The organism is Streptomyces sp. NPDC043996, assembly GCF_056435225.1.
Genome location: NZ_JBWKEY010000020.1, coordinates 89,245 through 111,008 on the forward strand (window position 1 = coordinate 89,245; position 21,764 = coordinate 111,008).

Annotated in this window: 18 protein-coding genes; 9 read left to right on the forward strand and 9 right to left on the reverse strand. The window is 71.3% G+C overall.

Annotated elements, in window-relative coordinates; translation table 11 throughout:
* Positions 1-30: 30 nt before the first annotated feature.
* Positions 31-1,677, reverse strand: coding sequence for a protein kinase domain-containing protein (locus AC07A4_RS38125; RefSeq protein ID WP_478608281.1), 1,647 nt, complete (start codon positions 1,675-1,677; stop codon positions 31-33).
* Between the two features lie 362 nt (positions 1,678-2,039).
* Between AC07A4_RS38125 and AC07A4_RS38130 the strand changes: the two genes are divergently transcribed.
* Positions 2,040-3,641, forward strand: coding sequence for a protein kinase domain-containing protein (locus AC07A4_RS38130; RefSeq protein WP_478608284.1), 1,602 nt, complete (start codon positions 2,040-2,042; stop codon positions 3,639-3,641).
* Between the two features lie 25 nt (positions 3,642-3,666).
* On the opposite strand, the gene AC07A4_RS38135 is transcribed toward AC07A4_RS38130, so the two are convergent.
* Positions 3,667-4,107 (reverse strand): pyridoxamine 5'-phosphate oxidase family protein, encoded by a 441-nt coding sequence (locus AC07A4_RS38135; protein ID WP_478608285.1) that lies wholly within the window; start codon positions 4,105-4,107, stop codon positions 3,667-3,669.
* Positions 4,108-4,309: 202 nt separating this feature from the next.
* Positions 4,310-4,972, reverse strand: a complete 663-nt coding sequence (locus tag AC07A4_RS38140) for a response regulator (protein ID WP_478608287.1) — start codon at positions 4,970-4,972, stop codon at positions 4,310-4,312.
* Positions 4,973-5,330: 358 nt separating this feature from the next.
* On the opposite strand from AC07A4_RS38140, the gene pdhA reads away from it, so the two are divergent.
* From pdhA to AC07A4_RS38155, 3 genes are read left to right on the forward strand one after another with little or no spacing between them, the layout of a single operon-like run.
* Positions 5,331-6,557, forward strand: coding sequence for a pyruvate dehydrogenase (acetyl-transferring) E1 component subunit alpha (gene pdhA, locus AC07A4_RS38145; RefSeq protein ID WP_478608289.1), 1,227 nt, complete (start codon positions 5,331-5,333; stop codon positions 6,555-6,557).
* A 2-nt stretch (positions 6,558-6,559) separates the two neighbouring features.
* Positions 6,560-7,540 carry an alpha-ketoacid dehydrogenase subunit beta gene (locus tag AC07A4_RS38150; protein ID WP_478608290.1) on the forward strand — a complete coding sequence of 327 codons (981 nt, stop codon included), beginning with the start codon at positions 6,560-6,562 and terminating at the stop codon, positions 7,538-7,540.
* 12 nt (positions 7,541-7,552) lie between these two features.
* Positions 7,553-8,998, forward strand: a complete 1,446-nt coding sequence (locus AC07A4_RS38155) for a dihydrolipoamide acetyltransferase family protein (protein WP_478608292.1) — start codon at positions 7,553-7,555, stop codon at positions 8,996-8,998.
* 113 nt (positions 8,999-9,111) lie between these two features.
* Here AC07A4_RS38155 and AC07A4_RS38160 read toward each other — a convergent pair whose 3' ends face one another.
* Positions 9,112-9,993, reverse strand: a complete 882-nt coding sequence (locus AC07A4_RS38160) for a D-alanyl-D-alanine carboxypeptidase family protein (protein ID WP_478608294.1) — start codon at positions 9,991-9,993, stop codon at positions 9,112-9,114.
* Positions 9,994-10,267: 274 nt separating this feature from the next.
* Between AC07A4_RS38160 and AC07A4_RS38165 the strand changes: the two genes are divergently transcribed.
* Positions 10,268-10,999, forward strand: coding sequence for a GntR family transcriptional regulator (locus AC07A4_RS38165; protein WP_478608296.1), 732 nt, complete (start codon positions 10,268-10,270; stop codon positions 10,997-10,999).
* A complete protein-coding gene (locus AC07A4_RS38170; RefSeq protein ID WP_478608298.1) occupies positions 10,996-12,306 on the forward strand; it encodes an MFS transporter in 1,311 nt (436 codons plus the stop codon). Before AC07A4_RS38165 ends, AC07A4_RS38170 begins: the two co-directional genes overlap by 4 nt.
* An 85-nt stretch (positions 12,307-12,391) precedes the next feature.
* On the opposite strand, the gene AC07A4_RS38175 is transcribed toward AC07A4_RS38170, so the two are convergent.
* Positions 12,392-13,216 (reverse strand): maleylpyruvate isomerase family mycothiol-dependent enzyme, encoded by an 825-nt coding sequence (locus AC07A4_RS38175; RefSeq protein ID WP_478608301.1) that lies wholly within the window; start codon positions 13,214-13,216, stop codon positions 12,392-12,394.
* Positions 13,217-13,352: 136 nt separating this feature from the next.
* Here AC07A4_RS38175 and AC07A4_RS38180 point away from each other — a divergent pair, with 136 nt between their 5' ends.
* Positions 13,353-14,183, forward strand: coding sequence for a carbon-nitrogen family hydrolase (locus tag AC07A4_RS38180; protein WP_478608303.1), 831 nt, complete (start codon positions 13,353-13,355; stop codon positions 14,181-14,183).
* A 10-nt stretch (positions 14,184-14,193) separates the two neighbouring features.
* Here the strand turns inward: AC07A4_RS38180 and AC07A4_RS38185 are convergent, their stop codons facing one another.
* The 4 genes from AC07A4_RS38185 to AC07A4_RS38200 all read right to left on the reverse strand — a co-directional run bounded on the left by AC07A4_RS38185 (position 14,194) and on the right by AC07A4_RS38200 (position 19,820).
* A complete protein-coding gene (locus tag AC07A4_RS38185) occupies positions 14,194-14,691 on the reverse strand; it encodes an LURP-one-related/scramblase family protein (protein WP_478608305.1) in 498 nt (165 codons plus the stop codon).
* A gap of 112 nt (positions 14,692-14,803) precedes the next feature.
* On the reverse strand, positions 14,804-16,102 hold the full coding sequence (locus AC07A4_RS38190) for a M18 family aminopeptidase (RefSeq protein ID WP_478608307.1): 1,299 nt from the start codon (positions 16,100-16,102) through the stop codon (positions 14,804-14,806).
* 886 nt (positions 16,103-16,988) lie between these two features.
* Entirely contained in the window at positions 16,989-18,815 is a 1,827-nt protein-coding gene (locus AC07A4_RS38195) for an acyl-CoA dehydrogenase (RefSeq protein ID WP_478608309.1), read from the reverse strand.
* A gap of 129 nt (positions 18,816-18,944) precedes the next feature.
* A complete protein-coding gene (locus AC07A4_RS38200) occupies positions 18,945-19,820 on the reverse strand; it encodes an alpha/beta fold hydrolase (protein ID WP_478608311.1) in 876 nt (291 codons plus the stop codon).
* Between the two features lie 144 nt (positions 19,821-19,964).
* Here AC07A4_RS38200 and AC07A4_RS38205 point away from each other — a divergent pair, with 144 nt between their 5' ends.
* The gene (locus tag AC07A4_RS38205) at positions 19,965-20,447 is read left to right on the forward strand and encodes an SseB family protein (protein ID WP_478608313.1); all 483 of its coding nucleotides are present in this window, start codon (positions 19,965-19,967) and stop codon (positions 20,445-20,447) included.
* A gap of 305 nt (positions 20,448-20,752) precedes the next feature.
* Complete coding sequence (locus tag AC07A4_RS38210; protein ID WP_478608315.1) at positions 20,753-21,724, forward strand: pirin family protein; 972 nt, start codon at positions 20,753-20,755, stop codon at positions 21,722-21,724.
* The last annotated feature ends 40 nt before the right edge of the window (positions 21,725-21,764 follow it).

Sequence of the window (21,764 nt, forward strand, 5' to 3'; positions counted from 1 at the left end):
ACTTCGTACGAGACGGCGGAGGCCGGAAGGTCAGGACGGGTTGCCCGACGAGATCGAGAACGTGATCTGCACGTCCTTGGGGTCGACGTCCGAGCCCGCCTTCGGGATCTGGCTCATGACGGTGTCCTCACCGTAGGTGTTCTCGTCGACCCGCTGCTTGGTGTAGTTCCACCCGGACGCCTGCAAGCAGGAAAGGACCGACCGCCAGTCCTTGTAGGTGAAGTCGGGCAGCTTGATCTTGTTCTCGTCGTTGTACGCGGTGTCCGGCTCCGTGCACTCGGTCTTCTCGACCGTGTTCGTGCGGTCCGGACCCCGGTGACCGGCCACGGGCTTCTTCGGCTCCTTGGCACCGCCGTCGTCATCGCCGCCGCCGTTCAGCGTGATCGCGGTGATCACGCCGCCGATGGCGATCAGGGCGACCACGATGGAGCCGATGACCACCGGCATGTTCCGCTTCCGGCCCCCCGGGCCGCCGGGCCCGCCGGTGGACGGCGACGCGGCGGCCGTCTGCGGCGAGATGTGGTACGGCGGCGGGGTCTGGGCCGCCTGCGGCGCCGGGACGTACGCGTTCGTGGGCGCCGGGGTCTGGTAGCCCTGCTGCGGGTAGCCGTACCCCGCCTGCGGGGCGGGGGCCGGGGTGGCGGGCCCGTAGGGACCCGGCTGGTACGGCGTCTGGACGCTGCCCGGGGTCTGCGGGTTCGCCGAGTCGACCGGCGGGAAGACGGCGGAGCCGACGCCCGCGCCGCTGGCGGTCTGGGCGCCGGGCACGATGCTGGGGGCCTGAGAAAGCGCGGCCTGGAAGGACTGGGCGACGCGCAGGCACTCGTCGCGCATGGCCTCGGCGGTCGGGAAACGCTCGTTCGGGTTCTTCTTGAGCGCGCGGGCGACCAGGGCGTCGACGGCCGGGGGCAGCGAGCGGTTGATGGAGGACGGGGCGACCGGCTCCTCCTGGACGTGCGCGTACGCGATGGCGAGCGGCGAGTCCGCCTCGAAGGGGAGGCGGCCGGTCACGAGCTGGAACAGCATGATGCCGACCGAGTACAGGTCGGAGCGGGCGTCGACGCCGCGGCCGAGGGCCTGCTCGGGGGAGAGGTACTGCGGGGTGCCGACGACCATGCCGGTCTGGGTCATCGAGGTGACGCCGGACTGCATGGCGCGGGCGATGCCGAAGTCCATGACCTTGACGACGTTCCGCTTCGTCATCATCACGTTGCCGGGCTTGATGTCGCGGTGGACCAGGCCCATCTCGTGGCTGATCTCCAGGGCCGCGAGCACATCCGCGGTGATCTTCAGCGCCTGGTCGGTGGGCATCGCGCCCTGCTGGCGGATCGCGGCGTCCAGGACGGAGCCGAGGGGCTTGCCCTCCACGTACTCCATGACGATGTACGGCATCGTGGCGCCGCCAAGATCGTCCTCGCCGGTGTCGAAGACCGACACGATGTTCGTGTGCGTGAGCTTGGCCACGGACTGGGCCTCGCGGCGGAAGCGCTCGCGGAAGGACTGCTCGCGGCCCAGCTCGGTGTGGAGTGTCTTGATCGCGACCTGCCGGTCGAGCACTGTGTCATAGGCGAGGTGCACCGAGGCCATGCCGCCCTCGCCGAGCAGATCGCGCAGCTGATAGCGGCCACCGGCCAGTGAACTGCCCGCGTACCGGCCCTGCGCGCCGTCCTGGCTCATGTCGTGCGTCCCCCATCGGCGCGGACGCGAGACGGCGCCGCGGCTGTGACTGTGGCTAAGGGTGCGACCGAAGACGTCATGGCGACGGTGATCGATCCGCGATTCCTGGCCAAGTCTGCCCGAGGGCAGTGACACGTCAAGCTCGGTGCCCGTTCCGTGACCGTACGCGCAAGAAGCGTCTCGGAAGCGTTACAAGTTTGCCCTACGGGGCCCGTGAAGGGTTTGATGGCCGGTCCGCGCCGGACCGGCATGTCACGCGAAGGCTGTAGCGTGGCACGGCGGAGTACCCCGTACCGCTCCCATCACGTATCCGGTACACGCTCTCCCCGAGCGGACCACGATCAGAACGACGGCGAGGACTGATGGCACAGACGCAGCGCGCTCAGGGCCCGTCCGACCCCGAGGCGACTGGCGGCGGCATGTCAGACGGGCCCGAGATGTGGGGGAACGGTGGACTTGTCGGAGACGGCAGGTATCGCCTGACCCACCGGCTCGGCCGGGGCGGCATGGCCGAGGTCTTCGCCGCCGAGGACGTGCGCCTCGGCCGCACGGTGGCGGTCAAGCTGCTGCGCTCGGACCTCGCCGAGGACCCGGTCTCCAAGGCCCGCTTCACGCGGGAGGCGCAGTCGGTGGCGGGCCTGAACCACCACGCGGTCGTCGGGGTCTACGACTCCGGTGAGGACTTCGTCGGCGGCAGCTCCGTCCCCTATATCGTGATGGAGCTCGTCGAGGGCCGCACCATCCGCGATCTGCTGATCAACGCCGAGGCCCCGGGGCCCGAGCAGGCGCTGATCATCGTGTCGGGCGTCCTGGAGGCGCTCGCCTACTCGCACCAGCACGGCATCGTGCACCGCGACATCAAGCCCGCGAACGTCTCCATCACCAACACCGGCGCGGTGAAGGTGATGGACTTCGGCATCGCGCGCGCCCTGCACGGCGCGTCCACGACGATGACGCAGACCGGCATGGTCATGGGCACGCCCCAGTACCTGTCGCCGGAGCAGGCGCTCGGCAAGGCCGTCGACCACCGGTCCGACCTGTACGCGACGGGCTGCCTGCTGTACGAACTGCTCGCGCTGCGGCCCCCGTTCACCGGCGAGACGCCGCTGTCCGTGGTCTACCAGCACGTGCAGGACACGCCCATCCCGCCGTCCGAGGTGTCGGACGCGGCGCCGCCGGAGCTGGACGGCCTCGTCATGCGGTCCCTCGCCAAGGACCCCGACGACCGCTTCCAGACCGCCGAGGAGATGCGGGGCCTGATCCAGTACGGGCTCCAGATGCTCGCCGAGCAGGGCAGCCACACCGGAACCTGGAACACCGGTCCGGTGGCCGCGGTGCACGGCCACGAGGGCGCGCACACCCCGGCGATGGGCGTCGCGGGCACCACCGCCATGCCGCACCCCGGTGACAGCGGCACCCAGCAGATCCCGAGCCCGATGCTGCGGCCGCCGGGCGGCGACGACGGCGGCTTCGACGGCGGTCACCGCGACGGCGGCGGCCGGGGCCGGGCCGGCAAGGTGTGGATCCTCGCGGTGCTCGCGGTGGTCGCCATCGCGGTCGGCGTCGCCTTCGCGCTGTCCGGGAACGGCGGCGACGGCAAGAAGGACGGCGGTCCTTCCAAGACGCCCTCGACGAAGCAGTCGCAGGAGAAGAAGCCGAGCAAGAGCGCGGACGACGACGAGACGCAGGACAGCAACACACAGCCCGGCGGCGACGGCACCGGCGGGCAGAACGACTATCCGCAGCAGTCGACCCGGCCCACGCACCAGCCGACCCAGCCGACGACGAAGCCGACGGAACCGACGAATCCGCCGACCGAGCCGACGGATCCGCCCACGGACCCCACGGACCCGCCGACCGATCCCACGGATCCGCCCACCGAGCCGTCCGACCCGGTCTCGCCGCCGGACGACGGCGGGAACGACGGTGGCGTGGAGGGCGGCGAGGGCTCCGAATCGGAGTGACCTCCGGCTCGGAGTGACCTCCGGCTCAGCCCACCGCGGGGGAGGCGCCGGCGACGGCGCTGTCCACCGCGGGGCTGAGCGTGTGGACCACTGCCTTCTGGGGCTCGATGCGCAGGTACACCGCGTCGTAGGGCTCGCCGTCCACATAACCCGGGGGCGGTCCGAAGCGGGCAAGGTCCGCGGCGCTGGGGCGCACGGCCTCGCAGAGGCCGACGAGCTGGACCGTCCACTGGCCCTCGGCGGCACCCGCCGTGCCCAGGTTGTCCGCTCCGTACGCGACGACGCTCCCGACGCACGCGTCGTGGTATCCGAAGCCCCGGTGCATGCGCAGCAGGACGTGCCCGTCGGTCACGAGGTGGCGGGCCGCCGCGAGGAAGGGCAGGGCGCGCATGCTGGTCGCGACCCGGCCGTAGGCGGTGCGCCGGAGCAGGGCGAAGGCGAGCTGCAGGTCGGAGTCGGAGGGCATGCCCCTACCGTGCGGCACGCGCGCGGGCGGGAGAAGAGCCGCCCGCCCCGTAAACAAGGGACGTAAGTCCCAAGGGCGCCGGACGGGCTGGAAGATCCAGCCCGTCCGGCGTTTGAGGACGAGGCGCGGAGCGCCGATACGGGGCCCGGGGCGGAGCCCCGGTTTCGGGCAGGGCCAGGGCGCGGCACAGCCCGCCAAGCGCTCAGCGAAGGCGCTCCGCCTGCATCCGCGCCACGTACGCCGCGGCCTGCGAGCGCCGCTCCATGCCCAGCTTGGACAGCAGGCTGGACACATAGTTCTTGATCGTCTTCTCGGCGAGGTGCAGCCGCTCGCCGATGACGCGGTTGGTGAGGCCCTCGCCGATCAGGTCCAGGATCTTGCGCTCCTGGTCGGTGAGGTTGGCCAGGCGGTCGTCGCCCTTGGCGTTGTTGCCGTCGCGAAGGCGCTCCAGGACGCGGGCCGTGGCCACCGGGTCGAGCAGGGACTTCCCGGCGGCGACGTCGCGCACGGCGGACAGGAGCTCATTGCCGCGGATGGCCTTCAGGACGTACCCGGAGGCGCCTGCCATGATCGCGTCGAAAAGGGCCTCGTCGTCCGCGAAGGACGTGAGCATCAGGCATTTGATGGAGTCGTCCTGCGAGCGGATCTCACGGCAGACCTCGACCCCGCTGCCATCGGGAAGGCGCACGTCGAGGACCGCGACATCCGGCCGCGTGGCCGGAATGCGCACCAGCGCGTCCGCCGCTGTCCCGGCCTCGCCGACGACCTCGATATCGGACTCCACGGAGAGCAGCTCGTGCACTCCACGCCGCACGACCTCGTGATCATCGAGCAGGAATACCGTGATTTTTCCTTCTTCGCGCACGGTGTAAGTGTCACACATCGAGTCTTCCCGTGCCCGGGGTGCCCGGGATAACGTGCCGGTGTTCCGGCACCCTGCCAGGCTGTGATCAGTGTCGTGACCAGGCCGTGTTTCCCCTCTTCTGGATTTACTTGGATTTCCTAGCGGCGTTTACTTGGAAATCCAAGCAAAATTGCAGGTCAGATGGGGTTTCACAGATTTGGGACACACTGGGTAACGTGCTTGGAGAAGGGCGCTCGCCGGGGCAACTGTCACGCCTAATCCCGGCTAGCCGCACCCACCCCGTGCGACGGGCTGGAATCGGGCGAGCCGTACTGGTCTCCCGGTGGACCCCGGGGGCCGGACCGACGGAGGAGCACACGTGACCGTGGAAAGCACCGCCGCGCGTACGCCGCGCCGCGCAGGCAGCGGCGCCAAGCGCGCAAGTGCGAGCGCGAAGAAGAGTGCGAGCGCCAGGACATCCAAGAAGGGCGCGGCTCAGAACCAGGAGCCCGAGCTCGTACAGCTGCTGACGCCCGAGGGTGAGCGGGTCGAGAACGCCGAGTACGACCGTTACGTCGCGGACATCACGCCCGAGGACCTCCGCGGCCTGTACCGGGACATGGTCATCACCCGGCGCTTCGACGCCGAGGCCGTCACGCTGCAGCGCCAGGGCGAGCTCGGCCTGTGGCCGTCGCTGCTCGGCCAGGAGGCCGCGCAGGTCGGCTCCGGCCGCGCCACCCGCGACGACGACTACGTCTTCCCCACCTACCGCGAGCACGGTGTGGCCTGGTGCCGGGGCGTCGACCCGACGCTGCTGCTCGGCATGTTCCGCGGGGTGAACAACGGGGGCTGGGACCCCAACTCCAACAACTTCCAGCTGTACACGATCGTCATCGGCTCGCAGACGCTGCACGCCACCGGCTACGCGATGGGCGTGGCCAAGGACGGCGCGGACAGCGCCGTGGTCGCGTACTTCGGCGACGGCGCCACCAGCCAGGGCGACGTGGCCGAGGCCTTCACCTTCTCCGCGGTCTACAACGCCCCCGTGGTGTTCTTCTGCCAGAACAACCAGTGGGCGATCTCCGAGCCCACCGAGAAGCAGAGCCGCGTGCCGCTGTACCAGCGCGCGCAGGGCTACGGCTTCCCCGGCGTCCGCGTCGACGGCAACGACGTGCTCGCCTCGCTCGCGGTCACCCGGTGGGCCCTGGAGCGGGCGCGCGCGGGCGAGGGCCCCTCGCTGGTCGAGGCGTTCACCTACCGCATGGGCGCGCACACCACCTCCGACGACCCGACGCGCTACCGGCGCGACGAGGAGCGCGAGGCCTGGGAGGCCAAGGACCCGATCCTGCGGCTGCGGACGTACCTGGAGGCCCAGGGTCACGCGGATGAGGGATTCTTCGCGGAACTCGACGCCGAGGCCGAGACGTTGGGCAAGCGGGTGCGCGAGGTGGTGCGGGCGATGCCGGACCCCGAGCCGATGTCGATCTTCGAGAACATCTACGCGGACGGGCACGCGCTCGTGGACGAGGAGCGGGCCCAGTTCGCCGCCTACCAGGCGTCGTTCGCGGACGCGCCCGTGGACGCCGTGAGCGGGGAGGGCAAGTAGTCATGGCCGTACAGAAGTTGCCGATCGCCAAGGCGATCAACGAATCCCTGCGGACGGCGCTCGAGGCCGACCCCAAGGTCGTCGTCATGGGTGAGGACGTCGGCAAGCTCGGCGGCGTCTTCCGCGTCACGGACGGCCTGCAGAAGGACTTCGGCGAGGACCGCGTCATCGACACCCCGCTCGCCGAGTCGGGCATCGTCGGCACGGCCATCGGCCTCGCCCTGCGCGGCTACCGCCCGGTGGTGGAGATCCAGTTCGACGGCTTCGTCTTCCCCGCGTACGACCAGATCGTCACGCAGCTGGCCAAGATGCACGCGCGGGCGCTCGGCAAGGTCAAGGTGCCGGTCGTCATCCGCATTCCGTACGGCGGTGGCATCGGCGCCGTCGAGCACCACAGCGAGTCCCCGGAGGCGCTGTTCGCGCACGTCGCGGGCCTGAAGGTGGTCTCCCCCTCGAACTCCTCCGACGCGTACTGGATGCTCCAGCAGGCCATCCAGAGCGACGACCCGGTGATCTACTTCGAGCCCAAGCGGCGCTACTGGGAGAAGGGCGAGGTCAACACCGACGCCATCCCCCAGCCCCTGCACAAGGCCCACGTGGCCCGCGAGGGCACGGACGCCACGCTCGTGGCGTACGGCCCGATGGTGCGCACCTGCCTGGAGGCCGCCGCCGCGGCGGCCGAGGAGGGCAAGTCCCTGGAGGTCGTCGACCTGCGCACGGTCTCGCCGATCGACTTCGACACGGTGCAGGCCTCGGTGGAGAAGACGGGCCGCCTCGTCGTCGTGCACGAGGCGCCGGTGTTCTTCGGCGCGGGCGCGGAGATCGCCGCCCGCATCCAGGAGCGCTGTTTCTACCACCTGGAGGCGCCGGTGCTGCGCGTCGGCGGCTTCCACTCCCCGTATCCGCCGGCGCGAGTGGAAGAGGACTACCTGCCGGGCCTCGACCGGGTGCTCGACGCCGTCGACCGCTCGCTGGCGTACTGAGGGAAGAGGATCGTGACGACAATGACTGACACCACGTCGGCCGTCCGCGAGTTCAAGATGCCCGACGTGGGCGAGGGACTCACCGAGGCGGAGATCCTCAAGTGGTACGTGGCGCCGGGTGACACCGTCACCGACGGCCAGGTCGTGTGCGAGGTCGAGACCGCCAAGGCGGCCGTCGAACTCCCGATCCCCTTCGACGGGACGGTGGCGGAGCTCCGGTTCGCCGAGGGCACGACCGTCGACGTCGGCCAGGTGATCATCACCGTGGCCGTCGGCGGCGCCGCCCCGGCGCCCGCGGCCGCCGCGCCCGCGCCCGCCGCCGAGCCGGAGCCGGAGGCCCCCAAGGGCCGCCAGCCGGTCCTCGTCGGGTACGGGGTCGCCGAGTCCTCCACCAAGCGGCGCGCCCGCAAGCCCGTCCCCGGCCAGGCGGAGCAGCCGCCGTCGGCGGCGTACGCGGCGGCGGTGCAGGCCGAGCTGAACGGCCACAGCACGCCCGTGGCCCCGGAAGCCCCGGCTCCGGCCACGACGGCCGCGTCGGTGGCGACGGGCACGCGCCCCCTGGCCAAGCCGCCGGTCCGCAAGCTCGCCAAGGACCTCGGCGTCGACCTGACGGCCGTCACCCCCTCCGGGCCCGACGGCATCATCACCCGCGAGGACGTGCACGCGGCCGCCGCCCCGGCGCCCGCGCCCGCGGCCCCGCGCGACACCCCGGCCGCCGCGCCCGCCGTGGCCCCGGCGCCGGTGGCGGGCGGCGACGCCCGCGAGACCCGCATCCCGGTCAAGGGCGTCCGCAAGGCCACCGCGCAGGCGATGGTCGGCTCGGCGTTCACGGCGCCGCACGTCACGGAGTTCGTGACGGTGGACGTGACGCGCACGATGAAGCTGGTCGAGGAGCTGAAGCAGGACCGGGCCTACGAGGGCCTGCGGGTGAACCCGCTCCTTCTGATCTCCAAGGCGCTCCTGGTGGCGATCCGCCGCAACCCGGACGTCAACGCCGCCTGGGACGAGGCGAACCAGGAGATCGTCCAGAAGCACTATGTGAACCTGGGCATCGCCGCGGCGACCCCGCGCGGTCTGATCGTGCCGAACATCAAGGACGCGCACGCCAAGACCCTGCCCGAGCTGGCCGCCTCCCTGGGCGATCTGGTGACCACGGCCCGTGAGGGCAAGACGTCCCCCGGCGCCATGCAGGGCGGCACGGTCACGATCACGAACATCGGTGTCTTCGGCATCGACACGGGCACGCCGATCCTGAACCCCGGCGAGTCCGCGATCCTCGCGGTCGGCGCGATCAAGCTCCAGCCGTGGGTCCACAAGGGCAAGGTGAAGCCGCGTCAGGTCACGACGCTCGCGCTGTCCTTCGACCACCGCCTGGTGGACGGGGAGCTGGGCTCGAAGGTCCTCGGTGACGTGGCGGCGATCCTGGAGCAGCCCAAGCGGCTGATGACCTGGTCGTAGCCGGTAGGTAGGCGTACGGAAAGGGGGCCCGCCGCGGTGTGCGGCGGGCCCCCTTTCAGGTGCGCCTTTCAGGTGCACCTTCGGGTACGTCTTCGGGTACGTCTCCCCGCGCGTTACGCGACGCGGAAGCCGTAGTCCATGATCTTCTTGGCGTCCTTGTAGCGGCCGGACTTGGTCGGCGCCGTCAGGACGGTGCCGACGACCGTCTTGCCGTTGCGGGTCGCGGCGAAGACCAGGTTGTACTTGGCCTGGGCGCCGGAGCCGGTCTTCACACCGATGGCGCCGCGGTAGGAGCCGAGGAGCTGGTTGGTGTTGCCCCAGGTGGGCATCCCGCGGGTGCCGCCGTTGGGCATCGTCGGCTTCGCCTTGAAGCCCCTGGTCTTCACGACGGTGCGGAACGTCGAGTTCTTCATCGCCTTGACCGTCAGCTTGGTGAGGTCGCGCGGCGACGAGTAGTTGGCGCCATTGCTTATGCCGTCGAACGAGTCGAAGTGCGTGTTGCGCAGGCCGAGGTCGCGCGCGGTCTTGTTCATCTTGCCGATGAACGACTTCACGCGGGCCGCGCGCGAGGAGCCCTTGCCGTAGGTGTCGGCGAGGGCGTAGGCGGCGTCGCAGCCGGAGGGCAGCATCAGGCCGTACAGCAGCTCGCGGACCGTGGCCTTGTCGCCGACGATGAGGCCCTTGGCCGAGGAGGCGCCGTTGCGGACGATGTAGTCGCTGTACGCCTTCTGGTACTTGACCTTGCGGCTCAGGTTCAGATTGGGCTGGTTGAGGACCGTGAGGGCGGTCGCGATCTTGGTGGTGGACCCCGTCTTGAGGCGCGAGTCCGCGCTCTTGGTGAACAGCGTCTTGCCCGTCGCGCTGTTCATCAGGAAGCCGCCCTTCGCCGAGATCGACGGCTTGGGCGGCGCGGCGGCGTGCGCGGGGGCGGTGATGACCGTCGTCGTCAGGACGGCTCCGGCCGTGACGGCGGCGGCCGCCGTCGCTCGGCGCATGCCTGTTGTCCGGATTCTCAAGGTAGACGCTCCATATATCCCTGATACGTAAGTTGGGCGGCTCACGCCCCAAATCCCCCCGAATTACAGACGACATGAGGGAGCCGCCACGCACAAGACTCGCGAGCGGGCCCGAAGGATGCACGGACGACGGAAAAAGTGACCTGAAAGTTGTCACATGCCGCGGACTGTGCGAGAGCTCTGTCCGGATCGAGCGCTGTCCGGATCGTGGACCGAAGATCCCGTGCATACATGTTGTATCTATGCTGTGCGCATGCCTACGGCCCCCACGTCCCCCTCCCCCACGGCCCTCACCCCTCCCCCTGCCACCGCCAGCCCCACCAGTACGGGCAGTCCCGCCGCTCCCGCCAAACAGCCCCCCGCCGCCGAGCGCGTCTACGCGCACGTCAAGCAGAGCGTCCTTGAGCGCCGCTACGAGGGCGGCATCCTGCTGACCGAGGGCGAGCTCGCCGAAGCCGTGGGGGTCTCCCGCACCCCCGTGCGCGAGGCGCTGCTCAAGCTGGAGGTCGAGGGGTTGCTCCGGCTCTACCCGAAGAAGGGCGCGCTCGTCCTGCCGGTCTCCGCGCAGGAGATCGCGGACGTCGTCGAGACCCGGCTCCTGGTGGAGACCCACTCGGTGCGCAAGGCGGTGCCCGCGCCGCCCGGACTGCTCGACCGGCTCGCGGAGCTCCTGGAGAAGCAGCGGGAGCAGGCCGCCGCGGGCGACCTGACCGGGGCGGCCGGCACCGACCGCTGCTTCCACGCCACGATCGTCCGCAGCGGCGGCAACGAGATCCTGTCGCGCCTGTACGACCAGCTGCGCGACCGCCAGCTGCGGATGGGCGTCGCCGTGATGCACTCCCACCCCGACCGCGTCGCCAAGACGCTCGCCGAGCACGAGGAGATCCTGGCCGCGCTGCGGGCGAAGGACGCGGACGCGGCGGTCGCGGTCGTCACCCGGCACGTGGGCTGGTTCAAGGACCTCGCCCGAGGGGCCACGCGATGACCGCCTGCGCACGCCTGCCCGGAGATCCACCGGGCGGCAGGCGGGCCGTCCTGGTCTGGTCCGTCGGGGTCGCCGTCTACTTCGTCGCCGTCACCTTCCGCACCTCGCTCGGTGTCGCGGGCCTGGACGCGGCCGACCGCTTCCACGTCAACGCCTCGGCCCTGTCCACGTTCTCGATCCTCCAGCTGCTCGTGTACGCGGGCATGCAGATACCCGTCGGCCTGATGGTCGACCGGCTCGGCACGAAGAAGGTGCTCGCGCTCGGCGCGGTCCTGTTCACCCTCGGCCAGCTCGGCTTCGCCCTGGCCCCCTCGTACGGCACGGCGCTCGCGGCCCGCGCGCTGCTCGGCTGCGGCGACGCGATGACGTTCATCAGCGTGCTGCGGCTCGGCACCCGCTGGTTCCCGGCCCGGCGCGGCCCCCTGGTGGCCCAGCTCGCGGGGCTCGTGGGCATGGCGGGCAACCTCGTGTCCACGCTGGTCCTGGCCCGGCTCCTGCACGACGTCGGCTGGACCACGGCGTTCGCGGGCAGCGCCCTCGCCGGAGTCGTCGTCCTCATCCTCATGGCGCTGTTCCTCAAGGACCACCCGGAGGGCCACGAACCGCCCGCGCCGCCCGCCCGCGCCGAGGCCGGCCGCGGCTACGTACGGCACCAGATCGCCCGCTCCTGGCGGGAGCCCGGCACCCGGCTCGGCCTGTGGGTGCACTTCACGACGCAGTTCCCCGCGATGGTGTTCCTGCTCCTGTGGGGCCTGCCCTTCCTGGTCGAGGCCCAGGGCCTCAGCCGGGGCACCGCGGGCGACCTGCTGACCCTGATCGTCCTGTCCAACATGACGATCGGCCTGGTGTACGGCCAGGTCGTGGCCCGGCACCACGCGGCGCGCCTGCCCCTCGCGCTCTCCACGGTGGGCGCGACGGCGCTCGTGTGGGGCGCGACCCTCGCCTACCCCGCCGAGCACGCGCCGATGTGGCTGCTCGTGGTGTTGTGCCTGGTCCTCGGGGCGTGCGGGCCCGCGTCGATGATCGGCTTCGACTTCGCGCGCCCCGCGAACCCGCCGGAGCGGCAGGGCACGGCGTCGGGCATCACCAACATGGGCGGCTTCATCGCGTCCATGACCACGCTGCTCGCGATCGGCGTGCTGCTCGACGCCACGGGCGACGACTACCGGATCGCGTTCTCCGCGGTCTTCGTCCTGCAGGCGCTCGGCGTGAGCCAGGTCCTGCGGCTGCGCGGGCGGGCGGCGCGCCGGGAGCGGGAGCGCCTGGTGGCGAGCCGGGTGGAGACGGTGCACGTGCCCGCCGCGTGACGGGCCGGGGAGGGGGCCAGGCGGGGGGCCGGGGAGGGGGCCGCCCCCTCCCCTTCGACCGGCCGCGGGGGCGGCGCGACCGGTCTCACGGGGTGACCGCGAAGTCCTCCAGGATCGCGTCGCCGAGGTCCAGGTCGCCCTCGACCTTCACCCGGTCCCTGACCGCCGCGTACGTCACGCGCCCGCAGGCGAGGCGGGAGTACGTCTCCCAGTCCGTCCCGATGGTGACGAGCGGGCCGAGCGAGGGCGTGTTGTCGACGGTGCCCCGGCCCTCGGCGTCCACGCGCACGGTGCGCAGGAAGTCGACGGGCCCGCTCACGTCCAGGACGATCGCGGAGTTCGCGGGCGCGCCCGCCTTCTTGGCGACGACCTTGGGCAGCCCGAGGAGCATCAGATCGCGGGCGACGTACGCGCCGGGGGAGTCGAGGTTGCCGGGCTTGCGCAGCGTCACCCGCAGGTCCTGCTCGTGCACCCACACGTCGAACGCGCGCAGCCGCATGGCGAGTTCCAGGGTCTGCTCGGTGCTGAGCGGGCCGCGCACCAGCGTCTCGGGGGAGCGCGACTCGTTGCGCAGCTGACGGTTGCGGCGGATGATCGTGTACTCGAGCTCGGAGGTCATCTCCGGGGCCGTGTGGTGGCGGCGGACGTCGACCTGCATCTCCATGTACCGCTGGCCCTCGGTCTGTACGTGGTACAGATCGCGCGGCAGCGTGTGGATCGGGCGCGGATCGCCCAGCATCTCGCAGTCGAGACCGATGACGTGGGAGACGATGTCCCGGACGGACCAGCCCGGGCACGGCGTTGGCTGGTTCCACTCGCCCTCGGGGAGCGGCGACACCAGCTCGGATATCGCTTCCACGGCGTGCGCCCAGGCATCGGCGTAGGTTTGCAGGCTGGGATGGAGACTCACGGGACCCCTCGGCGGTCGTACGCGGGCGGTGGGTGTCTTGGGGGCTTAAGTTACGCTGCCCGTGGGCACCCCGGCAGTGCTTTCGTGTGACGATCGTAGGCCTAGTTGACGGTTCGAATGCCAGGACGGTGGTACTGTGCGCGCTTCTCTCCTTCAGATCGCCGTAGACGATGACGAATCAGTCAATTCCCGCCGACAGCGCGTCTCTTCGCTGATCCGCGAGGTCGCCGAGCGGGACGGACCGGACCTGGTCGTCCTGCCCGAGCTGTGGACGACGGGCGCGTTCGGGTACGAGGCGTTCGCCACGGAGGCCGAACCGCTGCGGGGGCCCACGTTCGAGACGATGGCCAAGGCCGCGAGCGACGCGGGCGTCTGGCTGCACGCCGGGTCGATCCCCGAGCGCGCGCCCGCGGCGGGCGGCTCCGCCGGGGGCGAGGGCGCCCTCTACAACACCTCCCTGGTCTTCTCCCCCTCCGGCGAGCTCGCCGCCTCCTACCGCAAGATCCACCGCTTCGGCTTCGACCAGGGCGAGGCCGTGCTGATGGGCGCGGGCGACGAACTGGTCACGGTCCGGGCCCCGGAGGCCGTCCTCGGCCTCGCCACCTGCTACGACCTGCGCTTCCCCGAGCTCTTCCGGGGGCTCGTGGACGCGGGCGCCGAGGCCTTCGTGGTGGCCGCGGGCTGGCCCGCCCGGCGGCGCGCGCACTGGTCGCTGTTCGCGCGGGCGCGGGCCGTCGAGGACCAGGCGTACGTCCTGGCCTGCGGCACCGCCGGGACGCACGGCGGGGTGGAGCAGGCAGGCGCCAGCGTCGTCGTCGACCCGTGGGGCGAGGTTCTGGGGGAGGCGAGCGGCACCGCCGAGGAGGTGCTCACCGTGGATCTGGACCTGGCGAAGGTCGCCGAGACGCGGGAGCAGTTCCCGGCGCTGAAGGACCGGCTCCTGGGCGTGGCGAAGCCTCGCCGCTGATCCGGCGCCGTCAGTCTTCGCCCCGCTCCTTCTCCGCGAGGCGGATCACGCACACCGTGACGGCCACGAGCAGCGCCGGATCAGCGTCGTCACGGGTGATGTGGAGACCGTAGGTGTCCCGCACGCTGAACCAGCGGCGCGAGATGTCCGCGAGCAGCTCACCCTCGTACTCGATGGCGAACTCGCGGTCCAGGATCTTGCCGCTGACGTCGAGCTCTGTGCTGCCGTCGGCCAGCTCCACCCGGTAGTGGTTGCGAAGGAGCGAGAGCCGTTTGCGCTTGACCCTGGCCAGCGGCTCGCCCTCGCGCTCGATCACCATCGTGTCGCGCAGGGCGAGCATCTTGGCGTGGATGTCGATGAGCACGCGCCCCTGCGGGTCCTTCAGCTCGAAGGTCTCCCGCAGGCGCATGGCCTTGCCGTCGACGAGGAAGACCTTGCGGCCCTGGTCGTCCTCGATCCAGTAGTCGTCGCCGATGCCGAACAGCCGGTCCCGTACGAGAAGTCTCATGCCGCCATGAGTACCCGCGAACGGGATGTTTCCCCCGTTGGGTTCCGCTCGTGGGTTCCGCTCGTGGGTTCCGCCCGTGGTGCCTGCCCTCCCGAGGGGCAGGCGTCGGGGGTCAGCCTTCGAGGAACGCCCGCAGGGCGTCCGCCAGCATGGGCGGGTCGTCGACGCCGCACAGCTCGCGCACGCTGTGCATGGACAGGATCGCGACGCCGATGTCGACGGTCTTGATGCCGTGCCGCGCCGCCGTGATCGGGCCGATCGTCGTGCCGCACGGCATCGCGTTGTTCGAGACGAAGGACTGGAACGGCACGCCCGCCTTCTCGCAGGCGGCGGCGAACACGGCGCGGCCGCCGCCGTCGGTGGCGTAGCGGTTGTTGACGTTCACCTTCAGGATCGGGCCGCCGTTGGCGCGCGGGTGGTGCGTCGGGTCGTGCCGCTCGGCGTAGTTGGGGTGCACGGCGTGGCCGGTGTCCGACGACAGGCACACCGTGCCCGCGAAGGCCCGCGCCTTGTCCTCGTAGCCGCCGCCGCGCGCGAACACCGTGCGCTCCAGGACGCCGCCGAGCAGCGGGCCGTCGGCCCCGGTGTCGGACTGCGAGCCGTTCTCCTCGTGGTCGAAGGCGGCGAGCACCGGGATGTACGGCAGCTCGCCCGCCTCCGGCGCGGTGGCGACGGCGGCGAGCGCGGCCGTCGCGGCGTGCACGGACAGCAGGTTGTCCATGCGCGGCCCCGCGAGCAGCTCGCGGTCGCGGCCCAGGTAGGCGGGCGGCTCCACGGAGTGGGTCATCAGGTCCCAGCCCGTCACCTCGCCGGGGGCGACGCCGCTCTCCTCCTCCAGGAAGCGGATCAGATCGCCCTCGCGGACGTCGTCGCCGAGGCCCCAGATGGGCTGCATGTGCTTCTGCTTGTCGAGCTTGAGGCCGTCGGTGAGCACCGAACGGTCCATGTGAATGGCCAGTTGGGGCACGCGGAGCAGCGGGCGGTCGATGTTGACCAGACGGGTCGTGCCGTCCCGCAGGGTGAGACGGCCCGCGAGGCCGAGGTCGCGGTCCAGCCAGGAGTTGAGCAGCGGCCCGCCGTAGATCTCCACGGCCACCTGGCGCCAGCCGTGCGCGCCCGCGTCCGGCAGCGGCTTCACGCGCAGGTTCGGGGAGTCGGTGTGGGCGCCCACGATCCGGAAGGGGGTGTGTGCGGGGGCGCCCTCCGGGACGTACCAGGCGATGATCGCGCCGCCCCGCAGCACGTACTTGCCGCCGCTGGCGGAGTCCCAGGCATCGGTCTCCTCGACTTGCCGGAAGCCGGCCTTCTCCAGCCGTTCGGCGGCGCTCGCCACGGCGTGGTACGGCGACGGGCTGGCCGCGAGGAAGGACATCAGGTCGTCGGTGTGACCGCGATCGAAGCGTGTGCGCATGGCGCTCAGCCTAACCAGGAGGGTGTGGCCCGTGCCTTGTGCCTGTTGGCCTGGGTGCCTTTGCCCTGGCGGGGGTTGCGTGCCCTGCGGTGGCCGTTGGGCGGGTGCCACGCCCACCCGCCCGCCCGTGCGGCCCCGGTGCCAGGTGGGCGCCTCTCGCCGTTGGCGGCCGCCCGTCGGTGGGTGGACCGCCCTTTCCCACCCGCCCGCCCGTGCGGGCCTGGTGCCAGGTGGGCGCTCCACGTGGGGGTTGTTCGCCGTTGGCGGCCGCCCGTCGGTGGGTGGACTGCCTTTCCCACCCGCCCGCCCGTGCGGGTTTGGTGTTCGGTGGGCGGTTCTTGTGGGGGTTGCTCGGTGTCGGCGGGTGCTGGGTGCGGGTGGGTGGGTGGGGAGGCCCGGCGCGGAGCGGCGGGCTGTGGGGGCGGAAAGGGGCGGCTCGCCTCCCTCGGCGAGGGGAAGGGCTGCGGTGGCGAGGGGGCCAGACCGGCCCGTGTGCCCCGGAGGTGGGGGAAGCGGGTTGTGGGGGGTGGATGGGGGTGGCCTGTCTGGCCTGGGGTGGGCGAAGCGGGCTGTGGGGGCGGTAAGGGGTGGCCCGTCTGTGCCGGGGTGGGGGGAAGCAGGCGGTGGGGTGGATGGGGGCGGCCCGTCTGTCTCGGGGTGCGAGCGGAGGGCGTGGGGTGGGAGGGGGCGGCCCGCTTCCCCGGGGTAGGCGAAGCGGGCCGCGGGCATGGAAGGGGGCGGCCCGCCTCCCCGGGGTGGGGGAAGCGGGCGTGGGGTGGGAGGGGCGGCCTGCCTCCCCGGGGTAGGCGAAGCGGGCCGCGGGCATGGAAGGGGGCGGCCCGCCTCCCCGAGGTGGGGGAAGCGGGCCGGTGGGGTGGAGGGAGGGTTAGAACGCGGCCTCGTCCAGGGTCATCAGGTCGAGGGAGACGCCCTCGGAGAGGGTGCGCTGGGTGGCCACGCCCGGCAGGACGTTCGCCGCGAAGAACTTCGCCGCCGCGATCTTGCCCTGGTAGAAGGGCACGTCCTTCGCGGAGGCGGTCTCCAGGCGCTCCGCGGCCACCGCGGCGCCCCGCAGGAGCAGATAGCCGACGACGACGTCACCGGAGGCCATGAGCAGGCGGGTGGTGTTGAGGCCGACCTTGTAGATGGACTTGACGTCCTTCTCCGTGGCCGCGAGGTCGGTGAGCATGACGCCGACCATGGCCTCCAGCTCCACGGCGGCCTTGGCCAGCTCCTCGCGGGCCCCGGCGAGCTCCTCGCCGCCCGTGCCGACGGCGAGGAACTTCTTGATGTCCTCGGCGAGGCCGTTCAGCGCGGCACCCTGGTTGCGGACGATCTTCCGGAAGAAGAAGTCCTGGCCCTGGATGGCCGTCGTGCCCTCGTAGAGGGTGTCGATCTTGGCGTCGCGGATGTACTGCTCGATCGGGTATTCCTGCAGGTAGCCCGAGCCGCCGAAGGTCTGGAGGGACTGGGCCAGCTGTTCGTAGGCCTTCTCCGAGCCATAGCCCTTGACGATGGGCAGGAGCAGGTCGTTGAGGGCGTGCAGGGCGCTCGCGTCCTCGCCCTCCGCCTCCTTGACCGCGATCTCGTCCTGGACGGCGGCGGTGTGCAGGACCAGGGCGCGCATGCCCTCCGCGTACGCCTTCTGCGTCATCAGGGAGCGGCGCACGTCCGGGTGGTGGGTGATCGTCACCTTGGGCGCGGCCTTGTCCATGAACTGGGCGAGGTCGGGGCCCTGGACGCGCTCCTTGGCGTACTCCAGGGCGTTCAGGTAGCCCGTGGAGAGGGTGGAGATCGCCTTCGTGCCGACCATCATGCGGGCGAACTCGATGATGCGGAACATCTGGCGGATGCCGTCGTGCTTGTCGCCGATCAGCCAGCCCTTGGCGGGGTGGTTGTCGCCGAACGTCATCTCGCAGGTGTTGGAGGCCTTGAGGCCCATCTTGTGCTCGACGTTGGTCGCGTACACGCCGTTGCGCGCGCCAAGGCCGCCGGTCTCGAAGTCGAACTCGAACTTCGGGACGAGGAAAAGGGACAGGCCCTTGGTGCCGGGGCCCGCGCCTTCGGGGCGGGCGAGGACGTAGTGGAGGATGTTCTCCGACATGTCGTGCTCGCCGGACGTGATGAAGCGCTTCACGCCCTCGATGTGCCAGGAGCCGTCGTCCTGCGGCACGGCCTTGGTGCGGCCCGCGCCCACGTCCGATCCCGCGTCCGGCTCGGTGAGGACCATCGTCGAGCCCCACTGCTTCTCGACGGCGATCTCGGCGATCTTCTTCTGGACGTCGTTGCCCTCCTCGAAGAGGATGCCGGCGAACGCCGGGCCCGAGGAGTACATCCAGACGGCCGGGTTGGCGCCGAGCAGGAGCTCCGCGTACGCCCAGATCAGGGAGCGGGGCGAGGTGGTGCCGCCGATCTCCTCGGGCAGGCCGAGGCGCCAGTACTCGGAGTCCATGAAGGCCTGGTAGCTCTTCTTGAAGGAGGCCGGGACGGGCGCGGTGTTGGTCTCCGGGTCGAACACCGGCGGGTTGCGGTCGGCGTCCTCGAAGGACTCCGCCAGCTCGTTCTCCGCGAGGCGGGCGAGCTCGCTGAGGATGCTCTTGGCGGTCTCGACGTCCATCTCCGCGAACGGGCCGGTGCCGTACAGCTTGTCGCGGCCGAGGACCTCGAAGAGGTTGAACTCGATGTCGCGGAGATTCGACTTGTAGTGCCCCATGGCGACGGCTCCGTAGTGGCTTGGGAGGCGGGGACCTCGTAGGCGTACCAGTAAGTAGCTTGTGGTCTTAAATGATGCTACCCGTCGGTAATAAGAGGCAACCCCTGAGCGCCCAAGTGTGAGCTGGGTCTACTTCCCCGGGGTGGGCCGCGCCCCGGGCTCCGCGAGGAAGGCGGATATCAGCCGCTGCCAGGCCGTGGGGTTCTCGGCGAAGGGCAGATGGCCCGTCCCCAGGCGCTCCGTGCGGGCGCCCGCGATGCCCGCGGCGACCTCGCGCTGGAGCCCCGGCGGGATCAGCTGGTCCTCGGTCGTCTCGATCACCAGCGTCGGCGCCGTGACGCGCGCCAGATCCGCCCGGACATCGGCCCTGGCGACCAGGTCCACATGCTCCTGGGTGCCCTCGGGGACCGTCTGTGCCGTCCCCCGCACCGCCGCCTCCAGGTCCGCGGCGGACAGGGACTCCAGGGCCGCGGGGCTGAGCGCGAGCGGGAGCAGGAAGCGGGCCAGGGTGTCCCGGTCACGGGACGCGGCCAGCTGGCGCCAGACCTCGGCCGCGAGCCGTGTGCGGTGGTCCGCCCGGGCGAAGGGGGCCGTCAGGACCAGGGCCGTCACCCGCTCCGGGTGGAGCGCGGCCAGGCGCACCGCCACGGCCGTACCCAGCGAATACCCGGAGAGCGCGAAGGTCTCCAGGCCTTCGGCGTCCGCCGCGGCGATCAGCTCGTCCGCGAGCGCGTCCAGCGTGAGCGGGGCCTGGGCGCGGGGTGTCGCGCCCGTGCCCGGATAGTCCACGCCCACGACGCGGTGGGTCGCCGTCAACTCGCCCATGACCGGGCCGTAGTTGGCCGCCACGGAGCCGCCCGCCCCGTGGGCGAGCAGCAGTCCGGGGCCGGTGCCCGCCGCCGTGCGCGCGAACGGGGCGGCCGTGGCGGCCGGAGCGGGCCGCGTGGATGCGGGCGAGGCGGCGGAATCCGCTGCTGAGGCCGGTGCGTGCGGGTGTGCGGGCATGGGAGGTCCCCCCTGGGTCCAGGCGGCCACAGCCATCTGTAGCCGCCACTACAGAAAACGTAGCCGAGCCCGCCGGTAATTGTCTATCGCTCGTTAGAGAAAGTTTCCCGCTGACGCCCCCGGCGGCGTCGGTACGCTGTGGGCATGTACGGCTACGACCAGCACGCCGGTGCCGGCCAGGGCTACGCCCCGCCGCAGCAGCCGCAGCAGCACGCGCAGCAGATGCCCGGTGGTTACGGCCAGCAGCCCCCGCTGTACCCCGAGCCCTCGCCGCCCTCCCTCGCGGACGCGGTGCGCGCGTTCACGACCGGCTCGATGTCCGCCGAGGACTTCCAGCAGATCTTCGCGACCTCGAAGGTCTACTGCCCGCGCGGCGACAACCCGGGCTTCCTCGCGCTGCACAACACCCAGCAGCCGGTCATCCCGATGTTCACCTCGCTCAAGGAGCTGCGCCGGTACGCGGGCAAGGACTCCAAGTACTTCGTCATCACCGGCGCCGAGGTGATCGACCTGCTGCCCACCGGCTACGGCTTCGTCCTGGACATGGAGGGCGAGCACCGCATGGTCTTCGACGCGAAGGCCGTCGAGCAGATGGTGGACTTCGCCATGCGCCGCATGTACGGCTGACGGCCCGCGGCGGGTGCGGCTGATGGTCCGCGGGTACGGCTGACCCCCCGGCGCCCTCCGCGCACGCCCCCCTTCCTCCACGCAGGCCCGCGTTCTCCACGCGGGCCTGTGTCGTTCCCGCATGCCCGCGCTCCCTGACCGACGGCCGCGCGGCGGTGACGCGTGGGGGCGGTGCGCGAGGGGTGGGGTTCCGGCCACGGGATGTTCGGCGGGGCGGTCGGGGGGAATGCCGACGGGCTGTGCCGCGTTCTGAGTGGCAGAAAGTTCTACGTTCAACTAATCTGAGTGTACGAGGAGGTCCGAAGATGCCTGCAGTGACCGTTGAGAACCCGCTGACCCTGCCCCGCGTGACCGTGCCCGCCGACGCGGCGGCCCGGCCGGTGCTCGCCGTGACGACCGCGCCGAGCGGCTTCGAGGGCGAGGGGTTCCCGGTGCGCCGGGCCTTCGCGGGGATCAACTACAAGTACCTGGACCCGTTCATCATGATGGACCAGATGGGCGAGGTGGAGTACGCGGCCGGAGAGCCCAAGGGCACGCCCTGGCACCCCCACCGCGGCTTCGAGACCGTGACGTACCTGATCGACGGAACCTTCGTCCACCAGGACTCCAACGGCGGTGGCGGCACCATCAAGAACGGTGACACCCAGTGGATGACGGCGGGCTCAGGCCTGCTGCACATCGAGGCGCCGCCGGAGTCGCTCGTGCTGTCCGGCGGGCTCTTCCACGGGCTCCAGCTGTGGGTGAACCTGCCCGCCAAGGACAAGATGATGGACCCCCGCTACCAGGACATCCGCGGCGGCCAGGTGCGGCTGCTCACCTCGCCGGACGGCGGCGCGCTGCTGCGGGTCATCGCCGGGGAGCTCGACGGGCACGAGGGGCCCGGGATCACCCACACGCCGATCACCATGATCCACGCGACGGTGCGCCCGGGGGCCGAGGTCACGCTCCCGTGGCGGGAGGACTTCAACGGGCTCGCGTACGTGCTCGCCGGGCGCGGCACCGTGGGCGCCGAGCGGCGGCCCGTCCAGCTGGGGCAGACCGCGGTGTTCGGGGCCGGCGGGTCCCTCACCGTCCGGGCGGACGAGAAGCAGGACGCCCACACCCCGGACCTGGAGGTCGTCCTGCTCGGCGGGCTGCCGATCCGGGAGCCGATGGCGCACTACGGGCCGTTCGTGATGAACACCCGCGCCGAGCTGCAGCAGGCGTTCGAGGACTTCCAGAAGGGGCTGCTCGGGTCCGTCCCGGCGGTGCACGGGATGTCCCAGAGCGGCGTGTGAGCCCACGGGGTGGCGTGCCCCGCCCGCTGAGCGGGGCGCG

Coding starts and splice junctions, on each gene's coding strand:
- AC07A4_RS38210 (WP_478608315.1), top strand. CDS start 20,753: ATGCCTGCAGTGACCGTTGAGAACCCGCTGACCCTGCCCCGCGTGACC.
- AC07A4_RS38195 (WP_478608309.1), bottom strand. CDS start 18,815: ATGGGGCACTACAAGTCGAATCTCCGCGACATCGAGTTCAACCTCTTC.
- AC07A4_RS38125 (WP_478608281.1), bottom strand. CDS start 1,677: ATGAGCCAGGACGGCGCGCAGGGCCGGTACGCGGGCAGTTCACTGGCC.
- AC07A4_RS38205 (WP_478608313.1), top strand. CDS start 19,965: ATGTACGGCTACGACCAGCACGCCGGTGCCGGCCAGGGCTACGCCCCG.
- AC07A4_RS38190 (WP_478608307.1), bottom strand. CDS start 16,102: ATGCGCACACGCTTCGATCGCGGTCACACCGACGACCTGATGTCCTTC.
- AC07A4_RS38135 (WP_478608285.1), bottom strand. CDS start 4,107: ATGCCCTCCGACTCCGACCTGCAGCTCGCCTTCGCCCTGCTCCGGCGC.
- AC07A4_RS38160 (WP_478608294.1), bottom strand. CDS start 9,993: ATGCGCCGAGCGACGGCGGCCGCCGCCGTCACGGCCGGAGCCGTCCTG.
- AC07A4_RS38130 (WP_478608284.1), top strand. CDS start 2,040: ATGGCACAGACGCAGCGCGCTCAGGGCCCGTCCGACCCCGAGGCGACT.
- AC07A4_RS38150 (WP_478608290.1), top strand. CDS start 6,560: ATGGCCGTACAGAAGTTGCCGATCGCCAAGGCGATCAACGAATCCCTG.
- AC07A4_RS38165 (WP_478608296.1), top strand. CDS start 10,268: ATGCCTACGGCCCCCACGTCCCCCTCCCCCACGGCCCTCACCCCTCCC.
- AC07A4_RS38200 (WP_478608311.1), bottom strand. CDS start 19,820: ATGCCCGCACACCCGCACGCACCGGCCTCAGCAGCGGATTCCGCCGCC.
- AC07A4_RS38170 (WP_478608298.1), top strand. CDS start 10,996: ATGACCGCCTGCGCACGCCTGCCCGGAGATCCACCGGGCGGCAGGCGG.
- AC07A4_RS38185 (WP_478608305.1), bottom strand. CDS start 14,691: ATGAGACTTCTCGTACGGGACCGGCTGTTCGGCATCGGCGACGACTAC.